General features: G+C 60.6%; 15 protein-coding genes. 13 read left to right on the top strand and 2 right to left on the bottom strand.

Annotated elements, in window-relative coordinates:
* Positions 1 to 121 precede the first annotated feature (121 nt).
* The 12 genes from tsf (at position 122) to lpxB (ending at position 12,338) form a co-directional block, all read left to right on the top strand.
* Positions 122 to 1,048 carry a translation elongation factor Ts gene (gene tsf, locus NXC14_RS10260; RefSeq protein ID WP_085778047.1) on the top strand — a complete coding sequence of 309 codons (927 nt, stop codon included), beginning with the start codon at positions 122 to 124 and terminating at the stop codon, positions 1,046 to 1,048.
* 95 nt (positions 1,049 to 1,143) lie between these two features.
* Positions 1,144 to 1,866, top strand: a complete 723-nt coding sequence (gene pyrH, locus NXC14_RS10265; RefSeq protein WP_011425194.1) for a UMP kinase — start codon at positions 1,144 to 1,146, stop codon at positions 1,864 to 1,866.
* A 162-nt stretch (positions 1,867 to 2,028) separates the two neighbouring features.
* Positions 2,029 to 2,589: a ribosome recycling factor gene (frr, locus tag NXC14_RS10270; protein WP_004678618.1), complete on the top strand. Its 561-nt coding sequence runs from the start codon at positions 2,029 to 2,031 to the stop codon at positions 2,587 to 2,589.
* A gap of 37 nt (positions 2,590 to 2,626) precedes the next feature.
* A complete protein-coding gene (locus NXC14_RS10275) occupies positions 2,627 to 3,370 on the top strand; it encodes an isoprenyl transferase (protein WP_085778048.1) in 744 nt (247 codons plus the stop codon).
* Positions 3,370 to 4,200, top strand: a complete 831-nt coding sequence (locus NXC14_RS10280; protein WP_085778049.1) for a phosphatidate cytidylyltransferase — start codon at positions 3,370 to 3,372, stop codon at positions 4,198 to 4,200. The genes NXC14_RS10275 and NXC14_RS10280 overlap by 1 nt, the downstream gene beginning before the upstream one ends.
* Positions 4,201 to 4,227: 27 nt before the next feature.
* Positions 4,228 to 5,355 carry an RIP metalloprotease RseP gene (gene rseP / locus NXC14_RS10285; RefSeq protein ID WP_085778050.1) on the top strand — a complete coding sequence of 376 codons (1,128 nt, stop codon included), beginning with the start codon at positions 4,228 to 4,230 and terminating at the stop codon, positions 5,353 to 5,355.
* Positions 5,356 to 5,557: 202 nt separating this feature from the next.
* Positions 5,558 to 7,897 (top strand): outer membrane protein assembly factor BamA, encoded by a 2,340-nt coding sequence (gene bamA / locus NXC14_RS10290; RefSeq protein ID WP_085778051.1) that lies wholly within the window; start codon positions 5,558 to 5,560, stop codon positions 7,895 to 7,897.
* Between the two features lie 50 nt (positions 7,898 to 7,947).
* On the top strand, positions 7,948 to 9,012 hold the full coding sequence (gene lpxD / locus NXC14_RS10295; RefSeq protein ID WP_085778052.1) for a UDP-3-O-(3-hydroxymyristoyl)glucosamine N-acyltransferase: 1,065 nt from the start codon (positions 7,948 to 7,950) through the stop codon (positions 9,010 to 9,012).
* Positions 9,005 to 9,472: a 3-hydroxyacyl-ACP dehydratase FabZ gene (gene fabZ / locus NXC14_RS10300; RefSeq protein ID WP_011425200.1), complete on the top strand. Its 468-nt coding sequence runs from the start codon at positions 9,005 to 9,007 to the stop codon at positions 9,470 to 9,472. The genes lpxD and fabZ overlap by 8 nt, the downstream gene beginning before the upstream one ends.
* Positions 9,469 to 10,287 carry an acyl-ACP--UDP-N-acetylglucosamine O-acyltransferase gene (gene lpxA / locus NXC14_RS10305; protein WP_085778053.1) on the top strand — a complete coding sequence of 273 codons (819 nt, stop codon included), beginning with the start codon at positions 9,469 to 9,471 and terminating at the stop codon, positions 10,285 to 10,287. The genes fabZ and lpxA overlap by 4 nt, the downstream gene beginning before the upstream one ends.
* 3 nt (positions 10,288 to 10,290) lie before the next feature.
* On the top strand, positions 10,291 to 11,172 hold the full coding sequence (locus NXC14_RS10310) for an LpxI family protein (RefSeq protein WP_085778054.1): 882 nt from the start codon (positions 10,291 to 10,293) through the stop codon (positions 11,170 to 11,172).
* The gene (gene lpxB / locus NXC14_RS10315; RefSeq protein WP_085778055.1) at positions 11,169 to 12,338 is read left to right on the top strand and encodes a lipid-A-disaccharide synthase; all 1,170 of its coding nucleotides are present in this window, start codon (positions 11,169 to 11,171) and stop codon (positions 12,336 to 12,338) included. The genes NXC14_RS10310 and lpxB overlap by 4 nt, the downstream gene beginning before the upstream one ends.
* Positions 12,339 to 12,364: 26 nt before the next feature.
* Here lpxB and gltA read toward each other — a convergent pair whose 3' ends face one another.
* A complete protein-coding gene (gene gltA, locus NXC14_RS10320) occupies positions 12,365 to 13,654 on the bottom strand; it encodes a citrate synthase (RefSeq protein WP_004678636.1) in 1,290 nt (429 codons plus the stop codon).
* 290 nt (positions 13,655 to 13,944) lie between these two features.
* Here gltA and NXC14_RS10325 point away from each other — a divergent pair, with 290 nt between their 5' ends.
* Positions 13,945 to 16,377, top strand: coding sequence for a ComEC/Rec2 family competence protein (locus NXC14_RS10325; RefSeq protein ID WP_085778056.1), 2,433 nt, complete (start codon positions 13,945 to 13,947; stop codon positions 16,375 to 16,377).
* Here the strand turns inward: NXC14_RS10325 and lexA are convergent.
* The gene (gene lexA, locus NXC14_RS10330; protein ID WP_085780060.1) at positions 16,358 to 17,074 is read right to left on the bottom strand and encodes a transcriptional repressor LexA; all 717 of its coding nucleotides are present in this window, start codon (positions 17,072 to 17,074) and stop codon (positions 16,358 to 16,360) included. The two genes, NXC14_RS10325 and lexA, sit on opposite strands and share 20 nt — an antisense overlap.
* Between the last annotated feature and the right edge of the window lie 175 nt (positions 17,075 to 17,249).

The raw sequence follows: 17,249 nt of genomic DNA on the forward strand, positions 1-17,249 counted from the left end.
CCAATAAAGTTTCGTTATGGCGCGTCTTCATCACGCTGTCATACATACAGGTACATTTCGTGCCTCAATCCGGTGCCGCGCCGCTTTGCGGTCCACCGTTTGAACCGACAAGAGGAAGATAATGAGCGAGATTACGGCTGCAATGGTGAAGGAACTGCGCGAAAAGACCGGCGCAGGCATGATGGATTGCAAGAAGGCTCTTGCAGAAACCAATGGCGACATGGAAGCGGCGATCGACTGGCTGCGCGCCAAGGGCATCGCCAAGGCCGACAAAAAGTCCGGCCGCACCGCTGCTGAAGGCCTCGTTGGCGTTTCGAGCCAAGGCACGAAGGCCGTCGTCGTCGAAGTCAACTCCGAAACCGACTTCGTCGCCCGTAACGATGCCTTCCAGGATCTCGTCCGCGGCATCGCCAAGGTCGCCGTTTCGACGGATGGCACTGTCGACGCGGTGGCTGCCGCAACCTATCCGGCATCCGGCAAGTCCGTTTCCGACACGATCAAGGATGCGATCGCAACGATCGGCGAGAACATGAACCTGCGGCGTTCGATCGCTCTGTCCGTTGAGGACGGCATCGTCGCCACCTATATTCACAACGCGGTTTCCGACGGCCTCGGCAAGCTCGGCGTTCTCGTCGCGCTGAAGTCGACCGGTGACAAGGAAGCCCTGAACGCAATCGGCCGCCAGGTCGCCATGCACATTGCCGCGACCGCGCCGCTGGCGATCCGCCCGGAAGAAGTCGATGCCGCCGTCGCCGAGCGCGAGCGCAACGTTTTCATCGAGCAGTCGCGCGCGTCGGGCAAGCCCGACAACATCATCGAAAAGATGGTCGAAGGCCGCATGCGCAAGTTCTTCGAAGAAGTCGCTCTTCTCTCGCAGTCTTTCGTCATCAATCCGGATCTCACCGTCGCAGCCGCCATCAAGGAAGCTGAAAAGGCCGTCGGCGCGCCGATCGAAGTTGCCGGCATGGCCCGTCTTCTGCTCGGCGAAGGCGTCGAGAAGGAAGAGACCGATTTCGCAGCCGAAGTTGCGGCTGCCGTCAAGGGTTGATCTTTCAGCCATAATTGGGAAAACGCCAGGGCATCGCGTGACAACGCGGTGCCCTTCGTGTATCGGGCATTCACGGCAATTTACGAGGAGCCAAGATGTCTTTAGAGCCTGTCTATAAACGCGTTCTACTCAAGGCTTCCGGCGAAGCGCTCATGGGTGCCCAGGGTTTCGGGATCGATGTCACGGTGGCGGACCGGATTGCATCCGATATTGCCGAGGCAAGGCACATGGGCGTGGAAGTCGGCGTCGTCGTCGGTGGCGGCAATATCTTCCGGGGTGTCGCAGTCGCATCCAAAGGCGGCGACCGCGTGACCGGCGACCATATGGGCATGCTCGGCACCATCATCAACGCGCTGGCGCTGGCAACCTCGCTGCGCAAGCTGAACATCGATACGGTGGTGCTTTCGGCCATCTCCATGCCGGAGATCTGCGAGAGCTTCTCGCAGCGAGCGACCCTTTATCATCTGTCGATGGGACGCGTGGTGATCTTTGCCGGCGGCACCGGCAATCCCTTCTTCACCACCGATTCCGCCGCCGCACTGCGTGCTGCCGAAATGGGCGCTCAAGCGATCTTCAAGGGCACGCAGGTGGACGGCATCTACACCGCCGACCCAAAAAAATACCCCGATGCGACCCGCTTCGACCGCCTGACGCACCAGGAAGTGCTGGACAGGGGGCTTGCGGTGATGGACGTTGCTGCGGTGGCGCTCGCCAGGGAAAATTCCATTCCGATCATCGTCTTCTCGATCCACGAGAAGGGTGGTTTTGCTGAAATCTTGACGGGCGGTGGCCTCAAGACCATCGTCTCCGACAACTGATACAAGCCGCGCCGCGGTTTCGGCGCAGCCCTCGCTAGAACATGATCGAGCTTTAGGTCCGGTTGGCCTGAAATCTGAAACATGTTCTACATTAAAGAATTAGAGCATCAGATGTCCGAAAGCCGCTGACTTTTCGGCATCGCTCTAAACGGGAGCATCGACATGAGTGAAGGTATCGATATCAAGGAACTGAAGCGCCGGATGGATGGCGCGGTCTCCGCATTCAAGAGCGACATTGCATCGCTGCGCACCGGCCGTGCTTCGGCCAACATCCTCGATCCGGTAACGATCGAGGCCTATGGTTCGCGCGTGCCCTTGAACCAGGTGGCCAACATCACCGTGCCCGAGCCGCGCATGCTGACGGTTTCCGTCTGGGACAAGTCAATGGTCAGCGCGGTCGAACGCGGCATCCGCGAATCCAATCTCGGCCTTAACCCGATCGTCGACGGTCAGAGCCTGCGTATTCCGCTGCCGGAATTGAACGAGGAGCGCCGCAAGTCGCTCGTCAAGGTGGCGCACGACTATGCCGAAAAGAGCAAGGTCGCGATTCGCCATGTCCGCCGTGACGGCATGGACGGCCTCAAGAAAGCCGAAAAGGACGGTGTAATCGGCCAGGACGAGAGCCGTGCGCAATCCGAACGCGTACAGAAGATGACGGACGAGACGATTTCCGAAATCGACCGCTTGCTTGGCGAGAAGGAAAAGGAAATCATGCAGGTCTAGTGGACCTGTGCCTTTGCCTGGAAAGACCGGACGGGAAATGTCGGAATCTGTATTCGTGACTGTGCCAGAGCATGTTGCCATCATCATGGACGGCAATGGCCGTTGGGCCAAGCAGCGCGGCTTGCCGCGCTCGATGGGCCATCGCAAGGGCGTAGAGGCGGTACGCGAGACAGTCCGCGCCGCCGGCGCGGCCGGCATAAAATATCTCACCCTCTTCGCCTTCTCCTCGGAGAACTGGCGCCGGCCCGAAGCCGAGGTTTCCGATCTGCTCGGTCTGCTCAAGGCTTTCATTCGTCGCGACCTGGCCGAGCTTCATCGCCAGAATGTGCGCATCAAGGTTATCGGCGACCGCCACAGCCTGCGCAGCGACATTCTCAGCCTGCTGCTTGAGGCGGAGGAGACCACCAGGGACAACACGGCGCTGACGCTGGTCATCGCCTTCAATTACGGCTCCCGCGATGAAATTTCTCGCGCCGTCGTGAGTCTGGCGAGGGACGTCGAGTCCGGCCACCTGCGGGCACAGGACATCACTCCCGCACTGATCAACGGACGCCTCGACACGGCCGGCATCCCGGATCCGGATCTCATCATCCGCACCAGCGGCGAGGAACGGCTTTCCAACTTTCTGCTTTGGCAGGCCGCCTATTCCGAATTCATCTTCGTCCCGGAATATTGGCCCGATTTCAGCCCGGAGATTTTCCGCTCGGCGCTGGAAAAATTCGCCTCCCGTGACCGGCGCTTCGGCGGCCTGTCATCGCAGGCAGCCGCGGTCGGCACCTGATGCAGAGGGAATTGAAGCTCCGCATCGTTTCAGGATTGATTCTCGCGGTCAGCGTTCTTGTCGCCACCTGGTATGGCGGCGCTGCCTTTCGCACCCTGGCTGTGGTGATCGGCCTGCTGATCTACTATGAATGGTCTAAGATAACCGGCATTGCGCGTGATTGGGTCGCCAATGTGATCGGCTGGATCGGCGAAGCGGCGGTCGCCTTCCTCGTGCTTGTCGGAAATTTCGAATTCGCCGCCGGCATGCTGGCCGGCGTCACGGCCGTCGGCATCGCCCTGATCATCCTGCACGGCACGAGCCGGTGGCTCCCGGTCGGCCTCTTCTATGCCGGCGCCACCGGCCTGGCGCTCGCCGCAATCAGAAGCAACGACCAGCCCGGTCTTTACGCCATGCTTTTCGTCTTTGCCGTCGTCTGGGCGACCGATATCCTCGCCTATTTCGTCGGCAGGGCGCTCCGCGGACCGAAGCTTGCCCCGTCGATCTCGCCGGGAAAGACATGGTCTGGTGCAATCGGCGGCGCCGTTTCTGCGGTCGCAGCCGGCGTTCTTCTCTCCCATTTCCTCGTTCCGGGCGCCGAAGTCGCCGCCGCCGGCGTGGCGCTCGTCCTGTCGATCTGCAGCCAGTCGGGCGATCTTTTCGAATCCTTCATTAAGCGCAAATTCGGCGTCAAGGATTCAAGCCGTCTCATCCCGGGCCATGGCGGCGTCATGGACCGCGTCGACGGACTGATTTTCGCCTGTTTTGCGGCGTTCTTGCTTGCTGTATCATTTTCACAGATAAAGGGAGCTGGCATGACGTCGCTCGGAGCGGCATTGTTCGGCCTCTGATGACGCGGCACCCCGACGGAAGGAACCATGGACGTGATGACCGGCATATACGCATTTGTGATGGGGAACATCGTCACCTTCATCCTGGTGCTCTCGCTGCTCGTCTTCGTGCATGAGATGGGCCATTACCTTGTCGGGCGCTGGAGCGGCATTCGTATTCTTGCCTTTTCGGTCGGCTTTGGTCCCGAACTATTCGGCTTCACCGACCGCCATGGAACACGCTGGAAGATCTCCGTAATCCCGCTTGGTGGTTACGTCCGCTTCTTCGGCGACGAGGATGCGTCGAGCAAACCGGACAGCGACAAGCTTGCCGCCATGTCCGAAGAGGAGAGGGCGCGCTCCTTCGCCGGAGCCAAGCTGTGGAAACGTGCCGCGACCGTCGCAGCCGGTCCGATCGCCAATTTTCTGCTGGCGATCGCCATCTTTACTGTTCTCTTCACCGTCTATGGCCGCATGATCGCCGACCCGGTCGTTGCCGAGGTCAAGCCGGAGAGCTCGGCGGCCGCCGCCGGTATCCTTCCCGGCGACCTCCTGGTTGCCATCGATGGCGGCAAGGTCGAGACGTTTGAAGATGTGCGCCGCTATGTCGGCATGCGCCCCGGCCAAAGGATTGTCGTCACAGTCGAGCGCGGCGGCCAGAAGCTCGATGTGCCGATGGTGCCGCAGCGCGTCGACCAGACCGATCAGTTCGGCAACAAGATGGAAGTCGGTCAGATCGGCATCGCCACCGACAAGAACTCCGGCAATTTCCGGCTGCAGACCTACACGCCGCTCCAGGCGCTGCGTGAGGGCGTGATCGCCAGCGGGCAAATTGTCACGGACACCTTCAAATATATCGGCAACATCTTCAGCGGATCGATGCGGGCCGATCAGCTGGGCGGGCCGATCCGTGTGGCGCAGGCTACCGGCCAGATGGCGAAGCTTGGCGTAGGGGCAGTGTTGCAGCTTGCTGCGGTGCTGTCGGTTTCGATAGGATTGCTTAACCTGATGCCGGTTCCGGTACTTGATGGGGGCCACCTGATGTTCTATGCGGTGGAGGCGGTCAGAGGAAAACCGCTGGGTGCCAAGGCCCAGGAAATTGCATTTCGTATAGGCCTGGCAATGATATTGACATTGATGGTTTTCACGACCTGGAACGACATCACCCTGAGCTGAGGGTAAACGCGTAAGGCAAGGGAATTACTATTTATTTACGATGTTTCAAGGCTGTAGTGGCGAATGGGTCACGCTTGGAAATGAAGTAAACAGAAATTAACGCCCTCCCTTGCTTGTATGTCAAAAGCGGGTAAAACGACACACGTGACCGGAATCGGGTTCTCCCGGGGACGGGGACGAGGGAAAAAAGGTAATAGGTGAAATGAAGGCTGGTTCAAAGTTTTTGAACGCAGTATCGGCGGTTGCGCTGTCTGCTAGTGTTGTTGCTTCGGGCGCAGGTGCTTTGACGTTCGTTTCCGCTACGGCCGCCGAGGCCGCGGTCATCCAGCGCATCGATGTGCGTGGCGCAAGCCGCGTCGGCGCGGAAGCCGTCCGGTCGAACCTCACCATCACGCCCGGCAAGAGTTTCTCGAACACTGATATCGATAACTCAGTCAAACAGCTTTACGGCACGGGCTACTTCTCCGATGTGAAGATTTCGGTTTCCGGCAGCACGCTCGTCGTCAACGTCCAGGAAGCTCAGCTCGTCAATCAGGTCGTCTTCAACGGCAACCGCAAGATCAAGGACGACAAGCTCGCGACGATCGTCCAGACGCATGCTGCCGGTCCTTACAGCGACACGCAGATTCAGTCCGACATCCAGGCGATCAAGGATGCCTATGCCGCCACCGGCCGCAGCGAAGTCGAGGTTACGACGCAGGTGGTGCCGCTGGGCGAAGGCCGCGTCAACCTTGCTTTCGTCATCAACGAAGGTGACCGCACCAAGATCGATGCGATCAATTTCGTCGGCAACAACGCCTATAGCGCCGGCCGCCTTGCTGCCGTCATCCAGACCAAGCGTTCGAACTTCCTTTCGTTCCTGACCCGCAAGGACGTCTACAACGAAGACAAGCTCCACGCCGACGAAGAAGCGCTGCGCCAGTTCTATTACAATCGCGGCTATGCCGACATGCGCATCGTCTCTTCTGATGCCAGCTTTGACGAGGCAACCAACAAATACACGCTCACCTTCAACATCGAGGAAGGCCAGCGCTACAATTTTGGTCCGGTGACCGTGCAGTCGACCGTTGAAGGCGTCGGCTCGGATCAGCTGCTGCCGTTGGTGCGCACGAAAGAAGGCCACCTCTACAGCGCCAAGGAAGTTCAGAAGTCGATCGAAGCGATTTCCGATCAGGTGGCCTCCGCCGGTTATCCCTTTGCGCGCGTCACGCCGCGCGGTAACCGCGACCTCAACAACAATACGATCGGCGTCGAGTATCTCGTCGACCAGGGCGAGCGCGCCTACGTCGAGCGCATCGAGATCCGCGGCAACAGCCGTACGCGCGACTATGTCATCCGCCGCGAATTCGACATGAGCGAAGGCGACGCCTTCAATCAGCAGATGATCACCAAGGCCAAGCGTCGTCTGGAGGCGCTCGGTTACTTCTCTTCCGTCAATATCTCCACGCAGCCGGGCAGCTCCCCGGACCGTGTCGTGGTGGTGGTCGACGTGCAGGATCAGTCGACCGGTTCGTTCGGTGTCGGCGCGGGTTATGCCGCCGGCGGTGACGGTCTGCTGCTCGAAGCATCGATCGAAGAAAAGAACTTCCTTGGCCGCGGTCAGTACATCCGCATCTCGGCCGGTGGTGGCCAGGAAGGCTCGCGCGCCTACGGCGTCAGCTTCACCGAACCCTATTTCCTCGGCTACCGCCTGGCGGCGGGCTTCGACGTCAACCACAGCGAAACGTCGAGCAACGACAATTACGACTATGAGGAAACCAGCGTCGTTCTGCGCGTCACGGCGCCGATCACCGAAGATCTGGCGACGACCTTCCGCTATAACTACAAGCAAATGAAGTACGACGCTGACAACAGCGATCTTTCCGATCTGTCCGCTCCGTATCAGCACCTGGTTGAGGACAGCCCGTGGACACGTTCTTCCGTCTCGCAGACGCTGACCTACAACACCCTCGATGACACGGTTCTGCCGCGCGAAGGCATCTACGCTACGGCGACGCAGGAAATTGCCGGCCTCGGGGGCGACTCGCAGTTCTACAAGATCTATGGCAAGGCCCGTTACTACCACCTGCTCGCCGACGATGCCGATATCATCGGTTCGGTTTCGGCTTCGGCGGGTTATGTCGTCGGCTTCGGTGAGCACCTGAACGTCTTTGACCAGTTCACGCTGACAAATGGCGACATTCGCGGTTTCGAGAACAAGGGTATCGGCCCTCGCGTTGCCGGCAACAACGACGATCCGCTGGGCGGTACAACATACTTCACCGCATCGGCTGAAGCGACTTTCCCGATGCCGGGCTTCCCGCGCGACTTCAACCTGCGCGGCGCGGTCTTCGCCGACGCCGGAACCTTGTTTGGCAACGACGTCGACCTGAGGGGCGACGGCATTGAGGGCGAAGACGCCTCGCTGCGCGCTTCCGTCGGTGTCGGTGTCGTTTGGCAGTCTCCTTTCGGTGCATTGCGTCTGGATTACGCAATCCCGGTCCTCAAGGAAGACTTCGACAAGACGCAAAACTTCAAGTTTGGCATTAACAACCAATTCTGATATCGGCAGTCCGGAACTGTAAGACTCAATTCCGTTCTGGAGCATTGCCGATGGAGCAAAACGTTTTTTTTCTGCCCCATGAAGGTCTGAGGCTCGCTGAGCTGGCAGAGTTTCTTGGGGCGGAACTTGCCAATTCCGATCATGCCAATGTTATCGTCAGGTCCGTCGCCCCCATCAGCCGGGCGCGGGCGGGCGATGTCTGCTATATCCTGTCGCGCCGCAACCGCGAGGAGTTTGCGACATGCGAGGCCTCGGCGGTAATCTGCGACAAGGCGCTTGCCGATCTCGTTCCTCCGCATCTCCCGGTTATCTTCTCGTCCAATCCGCATGCTGCCTTCGCAATGGCGGGAGGCTTGTTCTATCCCGCAGCATTGCGTCCTGTCGCTCTTTCGGGTGAAAGCGAGATTGCGCCGAGCGCGGTGATCCATCCGAGCGCCAAACTTGAAAAGGGCGCGATCGTCGAACCGCTGGCCGTTATCGGTGCGCATGCCGAGATCGGGGCGGGAACGCGCATCGGCGCGAACAGCGTCATCGGTCCGAATGTCAAGATCGGGCGGGATTGTTCGATTGCGGCTGGAGCGAGCATTCTCTGTGCGCTGATCGGCAATGGCGTCATCATCCACAACGGTGTTCGGATCGGCCAGGACGGTTTTGGTTATGCACCGGGTCCGCGCGGCATGATCAAGATCGTTCAGATCGGCCGGGTGATCATCCAGGACAATGTCGAGATCGGCGCCAACACGACCATCGACCGCGGTGCCATGGACGACACGGTGATCGGCGAGGGAACCAAGATCGACAATCAGGTCCAGATCGGCCACAACGTCCAGATCGGCCGCCATTGCGCCATCGTTTCACAGGTCGGCATCGCCGGCAGCACGAAAATCGGCAATGGCGTGCAGATCGGCGGCCAAGCGGGAATCAAAGGACATGTGACGATCGGCGATGGCGTGCAGATCGCTGCCAAAAGCGGTATCATGACCGACCTTGCCGCGGGCGGACAATATGGCGGTGTACCTGCACGTCCGCTAAAAGACTATCTGAGAGAGGCAGCGCAACAGGTATCGAAATCCAAGTTGCGCGGGAGGAACCCTGGAGGCAAGCAAAATGACTGAGGAAGCCACGACGACGCTTTCTTCGGCTGACATTACCGAGATCATGAAGCTGCTGCCGCACCGCTATCCCTTTCTCATGGTCGACAAGATCATCGAGATCGACGGCGACAACACGGCGATCGGTATCAAGAACGTCACGGTGAACGAACCACATTTCACCGGCCATTTTCCTGAAGCGCCGATTATGCCCGGGGTTTTGCTGATCGAGGGCATGGCGCAGACGGCGGGTGCCATCTGCGCCAAGAAAGAAGGTCAGACCGGCAACCTCGTCTACTTCATGACCATCGAGAATGCGCGCTTCCGCAAGCCGGTCGTGCCCGGCGACCGCGTCGAATTCCATGTCAAGAAGAACAAGCAACGCGGCAATATCTGGAAATTCCATTGCGACGCCAAGGTTGACGGCGCACTTGTCGCCGAAGCTGACATCGGCGCGATGATCGTTCGTAAGGATCAGGCATGAGCAATATCGCCGAAAGCGCCCGTATTCATCCGATGGCTGTCGTCGAAGACGGGGCTACGATCGGTGAGGGCGTCAAAATCGGTCCTTTCTGCCATGTCGGGCCGCATGTCGTCCTGCATGCGAATGTCGAGCTCTTGGCGCATGCGATCGTCACCGGCCGCACCGTTATCGGCAAGGGCACACGCATCTTCCCAATGGCCGTCGTCGGCGGTGATCCGCAGAGCGTGCACCACGGCGGCGAGGAAACGACGCTGACGGTCGGTGCAAATTGCACAATCCGCGAAGGTGTCACGATGAACACCGGCACGGCCGATTTCGGCGGTGAGACGATCGTTGGTGACAACAACCTTTTCCTTGCCAATTCCCACGTCGCGCATGACTGCCGGGTCGGCAACCATGTGATCATGTCGAACAACGTCATGCTCGCCGGACATGTCGTTATCGAGGATCGCGTTATCCTGGGCGGCGGCTCGGCGGTTCACCAGTTCACCCGCGTCGGCCGCCACGCCTTCGTCGGCGGCCTGTCGGCGGTGAGTTACGATGTCATTCCCTATGGCATGCTGAACGGTAATCCCGGTCTGCTGGGCGGCCTCAACGTCGTCGGCATGACACGGGCCGGCATCGACCGCGCCGTCATCCACCGGGTGCGCCGGGCCTACAAGGCGATTTTCGAAGGAACGGGCTCCGTGCGCGAAAACGCCGCCGCGATCCGCGAGGAATATGCCGATTGCGAGCAGGTTGTGCAGATCCTCGACTTCATTGCAGCCGAGAGCGACCGCGCCCTGTCCTCCCCGACGCGGGGGCAGAAGGGCTAGTCCGTGGCTTTAACAGGCGACACCGCTGCGGGCCGGCTGGCGATCATTGCCGGCGGTGGCCTTCTGCCTTCCTATGTCGCCGAAGCCGCGCGCGCGGCAGGCGAAGATCCTGTAATCATCGCGCTGAAGGACGAGAGCGAGCCACGCTGGGAAGGCTATGATCACGCCGTTGTCGGCATCGGCGATTTCGCCGCCCTTGAGGGTCTCTTCACCCGATATGGCATCGGACGTGTTGTGATGTCGGGGAGCGTGCGCCGCCGGCCGGAATGGCGCGAGGTGCGCCCGACATTGCGCATTCTGATGAAGGTCCCGGCCGCCATTCGCACACTGCTCTCCGGCGGCGACGACACGGTTCTGCAGATGGTGATCCGGTTGATTGAGGGGAACGGCCGGCGCGTCGTCGGCGCCCACGAGATCGCCCCCGACCTGCTCGTTTCCGTTGGCCCGCTTGGCGCCGCCGCGCCCGGCAAGGAAGACCGGCACGATATCAGCCAGGCCGCCGATGCCGCCGAGACGCTTGGCCGGCTGGATGTCGGGCAGGGTGCAGTCAGCGTCGGCGGGCGCGTCGTCGCGCTGGAAGGACTTGAGGGCACAGATGAGATGCTGGACCGTGTCGCCGGCCTCAGGGCCGCCGGACGGATCTCGCCGCGCCGCCGCGGCGTGCTCGTCAAGCTCTGCAAGCCGCAACAGGATATTCGCGCCGACCTGCCGGCGATCGGCGTTGCGACAATCCTGAACGCTGCGAAAGCCGGCCTTGCCGGCATCGCAATCGAAGCCGGTCGCTCACTGGTGCTTGATCGGGCCGCGGTCATCAGCGCCGCCGACGAGGCTGGGTTGTTCGTCTGCGGCATCGATCGCGGTCTGCCGGCATGGGGGGTCGAATGAACGGGACGCCGCTGAAGATCGCCGTCATTGCCGGTGAAGTGTCGGGCGATCTGCTCGGGGCCGATCTCATCGCGGCGCTCAAGCGGATTTACAGCGGACCGGTGGAGCTTGTCGGCGTTGGCGGCGAGGGGCTGCAGGCGGAAGGTTTGAAATCCCTGTTCGATTTTTCCGAGCTGTCGATCATGGGCATCACCCAGGTGCTGAGCCGGCTGCCAAGGCTGTTTGCCCTGATCCGTCGCACCACGGCTGAGATCGTCGCTGCAAAGCCGGATATCCTTGTCATTATCGACAGTCCCGATTTCACCCATCGCGTCGCCAAGCGCGTGCGCACCGCGTTGCCCGATCTGCCTGTTGTCAATTATGTCTGTCCGAGCGTCTGGGCCTGGAAGGAATATCGCGCCACGCGCATGCTCGGCTATGTCGATCACGTGCTTGCCGTCCTGCCCTTTGAACCGGCAGCCATGCAGCGCCTCAATGGGCCGGCGACGACATATGTCGGGCATCGTCTGGTCGCCGACCCAGCGCTGCTGGAGACACGTCGCCTGCGCGTGGGAAGGCAGCCAGGCAACGGCCCGATCCTGCTCCTTCCCGGCTCGCGCTCCTCCGAGATCCAGAAGCTTCTGCCTTATTTCGAGGTCGCCACGAATGAAATCGTCGCCCGTAATGGGCCGACACGCTTCATTCTGCCGACCATAATGCACAGGCAAGCGCTCGTCCGCGAAATGACGGCGGGCTGGGCGGTAAAGCCGGAGATCGTCGTCGGCGCGCAAGCAAAATGGAAAGCCTTTGCCGAGGCCGATGCAGCCATGGCGGCGTCTGGAACCGTTATTCTCGAACTCGCACTTGCCGACGTTCCCGTCGTCTCCGCCTATAAGGTCGACTGGATCATGCGCATGCTGACATCGGGCATCAAGACCTGGACCGGCGCGCTGCCGAATCTGATCGCCGATTACCCGGTCGTGCCGGAATATCTGAACGATGTCGTCCGCGGCGCAAGCCTTGCACGCTGGATGGAAAGGCTGTCGGCCGATACCTATCAGTTGAAGGCCATGAAGGAAGGCTACGAGCTCATCTGGCAGCGCATGCAGACGGAAAAGCCGCCCGGCGAACAGGCCGCCGAAATCCTTCTCGACGTTTTGGAAAAGAAAAAACCCGGCCATTCCTGACCGGGTTTTTTTGAGCTCTGAAGCGATCAGCGCTTCGAAACCGGGATGTAGTCGCGCTTGGGTTCGCCGACATAGAGCTGGCGCGGACGGCCGATGCGCTGTTCTGGATCCTCGATCATCTCGTTCCACTGCGCGATCCAACCGACGGTGCGGGCAAGGGCGAAGAGCACTGTGAACATGGTGGTGGGGAAGCCCAGCGCCTTCAGCGTGATGCCGGAGTAGAAGTCGATGTTTGGATAGAGCTTCTTCTCGATGAAATATTCGTCGGTGAGCGCGATGCGCTCCAGCTCCATCGCCACTTCCAGCAACGGATCGTCCTTGATACCGAGTTCGCCGAGCACTTCATGCGTCGTCTTCTGCATGATCTTGGCGCGCGGATCGTAGTTCTTGTAGACGCGGTGGCCGAAGCCCATCAGGCGGAACGGATCGTTCTTGTCCTTGGCGCGGGCGATATATTCCGGAATGTGGTCGACCGTGCCGATTTCCGTCAGCATGTTGAGCGCTGCTTCGTTGGCGCCGCCGTGCGCGGGGCCCCATAGGCAGGCGATGCCGGCGGCGATGCAGGCGAACGGGTTGGCGCCCGATGAACCCGCGAGACGGACGGTCGAGGTCGAGGCGTTCTGTTCGTGATCGGCATGCAGGATGAAGATGCGGTCCATCGCGCGGGCAAGCACCGGATTGACCACATATTCCTCGCAGGGGACGGCAAAGCACATGCGCAGGAAGTTCGACGCATAGTCGAGATCGTTCTTCGGGTAAACGAAGGGCTGACCGATATGGTATTTATATGCCATGGCGGCAAGCGTCGGCATCTTGGCGATCATGCGCAGGCTGGCGACCATGCGCTGGTGCGGATCGGTGATGTCTGTGGAGTCGTGATAGAAGGCCGACAGTGCGCCGACGCAGCCGCACATGACGGCCATCGGATGTGCATCGCGGCGGAAGCCGGTGAAGAAGCGGCTCATCTGCTCATGCACCATCGTGTGGTGCGTGACGCGATAGTCGAAGTCCTTCTTCTGCGCGGCCGTCGGCAGTTCGCCGTAGAGCAGGAGGTAGCAGACTTCCAGGAAATCGCCGTGTTCGGCCAGCTGCTCGATCGGATAGCCGCGGTGCAGCAGCACGCCTTCGTCACCGTCGATATAGGTGATTTTCGATTCACAGGATGCGGTCGAGGTGAAGCCCGGATCGTATGTGAAGGAAGCGGTGTTCTTGTAGAGGGCACCGATGTCGATGACGCTCGGGCCGATCGTGCCGCTTTTAACGGCGAGGTCGACTGATTTGTCACCGATTTTTATTGTAGCGCTTTGATCCGTCATGCTGATCCTCCGAAATGTCGGTGGCGCCACAAAAGCGCCATAGGGGTTAAGCGTCCTTTCCGATAGCTATATGATCGCAACGCTAATGCCAAGTTACTGTGACGGCATTTTGTGCATTGCGGTATCACCTTTTAGGCACTGCAGCGATGAGCCGCACGCATAACGGAAGCTGATGATTCGACAGCCCTTTTGCCGCTTAAGATTTCCCCTCATATTTCAATCGATTATCCTTGCCGTATTTACTTGAAGGTTGCATTCTGGCGACTTCGGGGGGTGATCTTGGGCGGCGCATGCAGGAATTGACGACAGCCGAATTGCGGCCGGAAGCGGGCGTCGGCCTTGCCGATCCGCCGGATTTTCCTGCGCCTGCGGTGGTGACTCAATCGGTAAGGACGCAGTCGCAGACCCCCTTGCGTCATCGGCTACTGGCCGCCGCCTGGCAATCGCTGCCTGCCGGAGCCTGCATGCTGGGCGAAGAGGCCGATCATGGCCGAATGCTGCTGTTCTCGCCGGTCTTCCTCGGAGCCGGATCGGCCTTCTGGTTTCTTGCGGCATCGGATTTGCCCCTCGTTCCATCGCTGCTCTGCTTGCTGGTGTCGGCGGCCGCGGTTTTCCTCACCGGTCCCAGCCGGCCGGCCTTGCGCGCAAGTTTCATGGCGCTGGCACTTTTCGCGGGCGGCATGCTCTCGGCTCAGTTTGAGAGCTGGCGGGCTTCGACGGTGATCCTCGATTCATCCGTGACGACCGCGGTGACCGGCCGGGTCGAACGCCGGGAAGGCGACGGCCGCGGGCGCTGGCGCTACATTCTTGCCGTCACCGGCACCGAGGCTCCGGAGCTGAAACGGCCGCCGAGACGCATCACCGCGATCGTCCGGGGCGCCGATGCGCCTTTCGAGATCGGCGACATCATCACCGGCAAGGCACGGCTGACGCCGCCGGCGGGCCCCGCACTTCCCGCGCTCAACGACTTCTCCTTCGGTGCCTATTTCGACGGCATCGGCGCCAACGGTTTCTTCTATGGTGCGCCGGAGAAACTCGACTTGGAGGCAGGCCTGCAGGCGGCCAGCTGCACGTCGGAGGCTCTGCTCGAATGGCTCTACCGGCTGCGCAGCAGCATCGGCGACCGCATAAGATCGATCCTGCCCGGCGATACCGGCGCTTTTGCCGCTGCCCTGGTGACGGACGAACGGTGCGCCATATCGCACGCGACGACGGAGGCGCTGCGCCAGTCCGGCCTTGCCCATATCGTCGCGATCTCTGGCCTCAACATGGCGCTGTCGGCTGGCATCTTCTTCGTCGGCTTTCGGATGCTGCTCAGCCTCTTTCCCGGCGTCGCCCAAGCCTATCCGACAAAGAAGATCGCCGCTGCCGGCGCGCTCATCGCCGTCACCGCCTATTACCTGATCTCCGGTTTCGGGGTTTCGGCCGAGCGCGCCTTTATCATGATGGCCATCATGCTGATTGCCGTCTTCTTCGACCGGCCGTCGATCAGCCTGCGCAATGTCGTTCTCTCCGCGCTCATCATCATCGCCATTTCACCTTCGGAAGTATTGGGACCGAGCTTTCAGATGTCCTTTGCCGCCACATTGGCCTTGGTATCGGGCTATCAGTTGTGGAAGGACAGGCGTGTCCGCGAAAACGCTTTTCTGAAACTGCCGATCATGAGGCCGGTGGTTGCCGTCGCCGGTTTCTTCGGCGGCGTCTTCCTGACCTCGCTGATCGGCGGCTTTTCCACCGCATTGTTTTCGATTGAGCATTTTCATCGCCTGACGGCTTACGGCCTGCCGGCAAACCTTGCGACGATGCCGATTATCTCCTTCATCGTCATGCCGGCCGGATTGTTGGCGATGTTGCTCATGCTTTTCGGTTTGGACGCTCCGCTCTGGAAGGTCGTCGGATTCGGCCTCGATCTGGTGATTGCGGTTGCCAAGACGGTGTCCGGCTGGGGCGGTGATATCGGCATCGGCCGCTTGCCCGCCTGGTATTTCGCAGTGGCGGTGGCAGGCTTTCTGCTGCTGACGCTGCTGCGCACTCGGCTGCGCCACGTCGGCACCTCGATCATCGCCATCTCTACGCTCATCGTGCTGCTTCTGCCGGTTCCCCGGCCGCCGGATCTGCTGATTTCGGAGGATGGCAGTCTGGTTGCGGTCGTCGCGGCTGAGGCAATAGCTTCCAACCGTGAAAACCCGCCGGATTTCATATTCGACCAGTGGCAGAGAGCGCTGGTGCTGCCGACACATGATCCGCCGAAGATGCTGGATGGTCCGGCCATCCCGCCGGAAGGAGAAGGCCGCCGTGTCAGGCTTTCCCGCGATCAGCAGAACGAAGCGAGTGCGGCGATGCGGGCAGCCGCAGCAGGCGGTGAAGCAAACCGTTTTTCCTGCGTCAAGAAGGCTTGGTGCACATCAAGACTTGGCAATGGCCATATCGTCACCGTCATCGACAATGCCGCCTATCTCGGCCCGGCCTGCGATACGGCCGATATCGTCGTGACCTCGGTCCGTCTGCGTTTCAACAGCTGCCGTTCAGGTGGCACGCTTTTCACCGGCGAGACGCTGCGTAGGACCGGCTCGCTCGAATTGCGTTTCGCCGATGCCGGCCTGGAGGTCGCCACCGCATTCGATGCTTTGTCGCGACCATGGATGCGCCATCGCGCCTATGATTGGCGCAATGATCGTTTTACCGATTCCAGCCCATCCGGCGTCAGTGATAGCGACGGATGAGGCCGACGAGCTTGCCCTGCACCTTGACCCGGTCGGGCCCGAAGATGCGGGTCTCATAAGCCGGGTTGGCGGCCTCGAGCGCGATCGAGGCGCCCTTGCGGCGGAAACGCTTCAGCGTTGCTTCCTCGTCATCGACGAGGGCAACGACGATGTCGCCGGGACTGGCGGTACTGCCGTTGCGAATGATCACGGTGTCGCCGTCGAAGATGCCGGCGTCGATCATCGAATCGCCTTTGACCTCCAGCGCATAGTGCTCACCGGAGCCGAGCATATCTGAAGGAACGACGATATCGTGGGTGTTGTTCTGGATCGCCGAGATCGGAACGCCGGCGGCGATACGTCCCATGACCGGCACGGAGACGGAGTTGCCATTGTCGGCGACCGGCTTTGGCGCAGCGGGGGCGGCGACCGGCTGGGGCTTGCCGAGGCTGCCCTCGATGACGCTCGGCGAAAAACCGCGACGCTGAAGACTGGGGTTATAGGCCTCCGGAAGCTTGATCACCTCGAGCGCCCGGGCGCGGTTCGGTAGGCGGCGAATGAAGCCGCGTTCCTCAAGCGCCGTGATCAGGCGGTGAATGCCGGATTTCGAGGCGAGATCCAGGGCATCCTTCATTTCGTCGAAAGAGGGAGGAACGCCGGATTCCTTCATGCGCTCATGGATGAAAAGGAGAAGCTCCTGTTGTTTGCGCGTGAGCATCGACGTCAGACCCCGTGATTGAAACAAATCCAGAACGGACACTATATGTTCCATATGTGTTCCGCAAGTAGCTAAATTTCCGTAAAAGTTCACGTCAACTCGTGGAGATTTTTATTTTCATTTGCCGGATTGGCGCACATGTCTTGCATTGAGGGAGGTGCTGTCGCACATCTCT

It is taken from the genome of Rhizobium sp. NXC14 (genome assembly GCF_002117485.1).
Lineage (GTDB): Bacteria > Pseudomonadota > Alphaproteobacteria > Rhizobiales > Rhizobiaceae > Rhizobium.

Excerpts from the sequence above, each read along its gene's own strand:
- lpxB (WP_085778055.1), top strand. The coding sequence starts at position 11,169 with ATGAACGGGACGCCGCTGAAGATCGCCGTCATTGCCGGTGAAGTGTCG.
- NXC14_RS10280 (WP_085778049.1), top strand. The coding sequence starts at position 3,370 with ATGCAGAGGGAATTGAAGCTCCGCATCGTTTCAGGATTGATTCTCGCG.
- NXC14_RS10275 (WP_085778048.1), top strand. The coding sequence starts at position 2,627 with ATGTCGGAATCTGTATTCGTGACTGTGCCAGAGCATGTTGCCATCATC.
- rseP (WP_085778050.1), top strand. The coding sequence starts at position 4,228 with ATGGACGTGATGACCGGCATATACGCATTTGTGATGGGGAACATCGTC.
- gltA (WP_004678636.1), bottom strand. The coding sequence starts at position 13,654 with ATGACGGATCAAAGCGCTACAATAAAAATCGGTGACAAATCAGTCGAC.
- lpxA (WP_085778053.1), top strand. The coding sequence starts at position 9,469 with ATGAGCAATATCGCCGAAAGCGCCCGTATTCATCCGATGGCTGTCGTC.
- bamA (WP_085778051.1), top strand. The coding sequence starts at position 5,558 with ATGAAGGCTGGTTCAAAGTTTTTGAACGCAGTATCGGCGGTTGCGCTG.
- tsf (WP_085778047.1), top strand. The coding sequence starts at position 122 with ATGAGCGAGATTACGGCTGCAATGGTGAAGGAACTGCGCGAAAAGACC.
- lpxD (WP_085778052.1), top strand. The coding sequence starts at position 7,948 with ATGGAGCAAAACGTTTTTTTTCTGCCCCATGAAGGTCTGAGGCTCGCT.
- fabZ (WP_011425200.1), top strand. The coding sequence starts at position 9,005 with ATGACTGAGGAAGCCACGACGACGCTTTCTTCGGCTGACATTACCGAG.
- NXC14_RS10325 (WP_085778056.1), top strand. The coding sequence starts at position 13,945 with ATGCAGGAATTGACGACAGCCGAATTGCGGCCGGAAGCGGGCGTCGGC.
- lexA (WP_085780060.1), bottom strand. The coding sequence starts at position 17,074 with ATGCTCACGCGCAAACAACAGGAGCTTCTCCTTTTCATCCATGAGCGC.
- pyrH (WP_011425194.1), top strand. The coding sequence starts at position 1,144 with ATGTCTTTAGAGCCTGTCTATAAACGCGTTCTACTCAAGGCTTCCGGC.
- frr (WP_004678618.1), top strand. The coding sequence starts at position 2,029 with ATGAGTGAAGGTATCGATATCAAGGAACTGAAGCGCCGGATGGATGGC.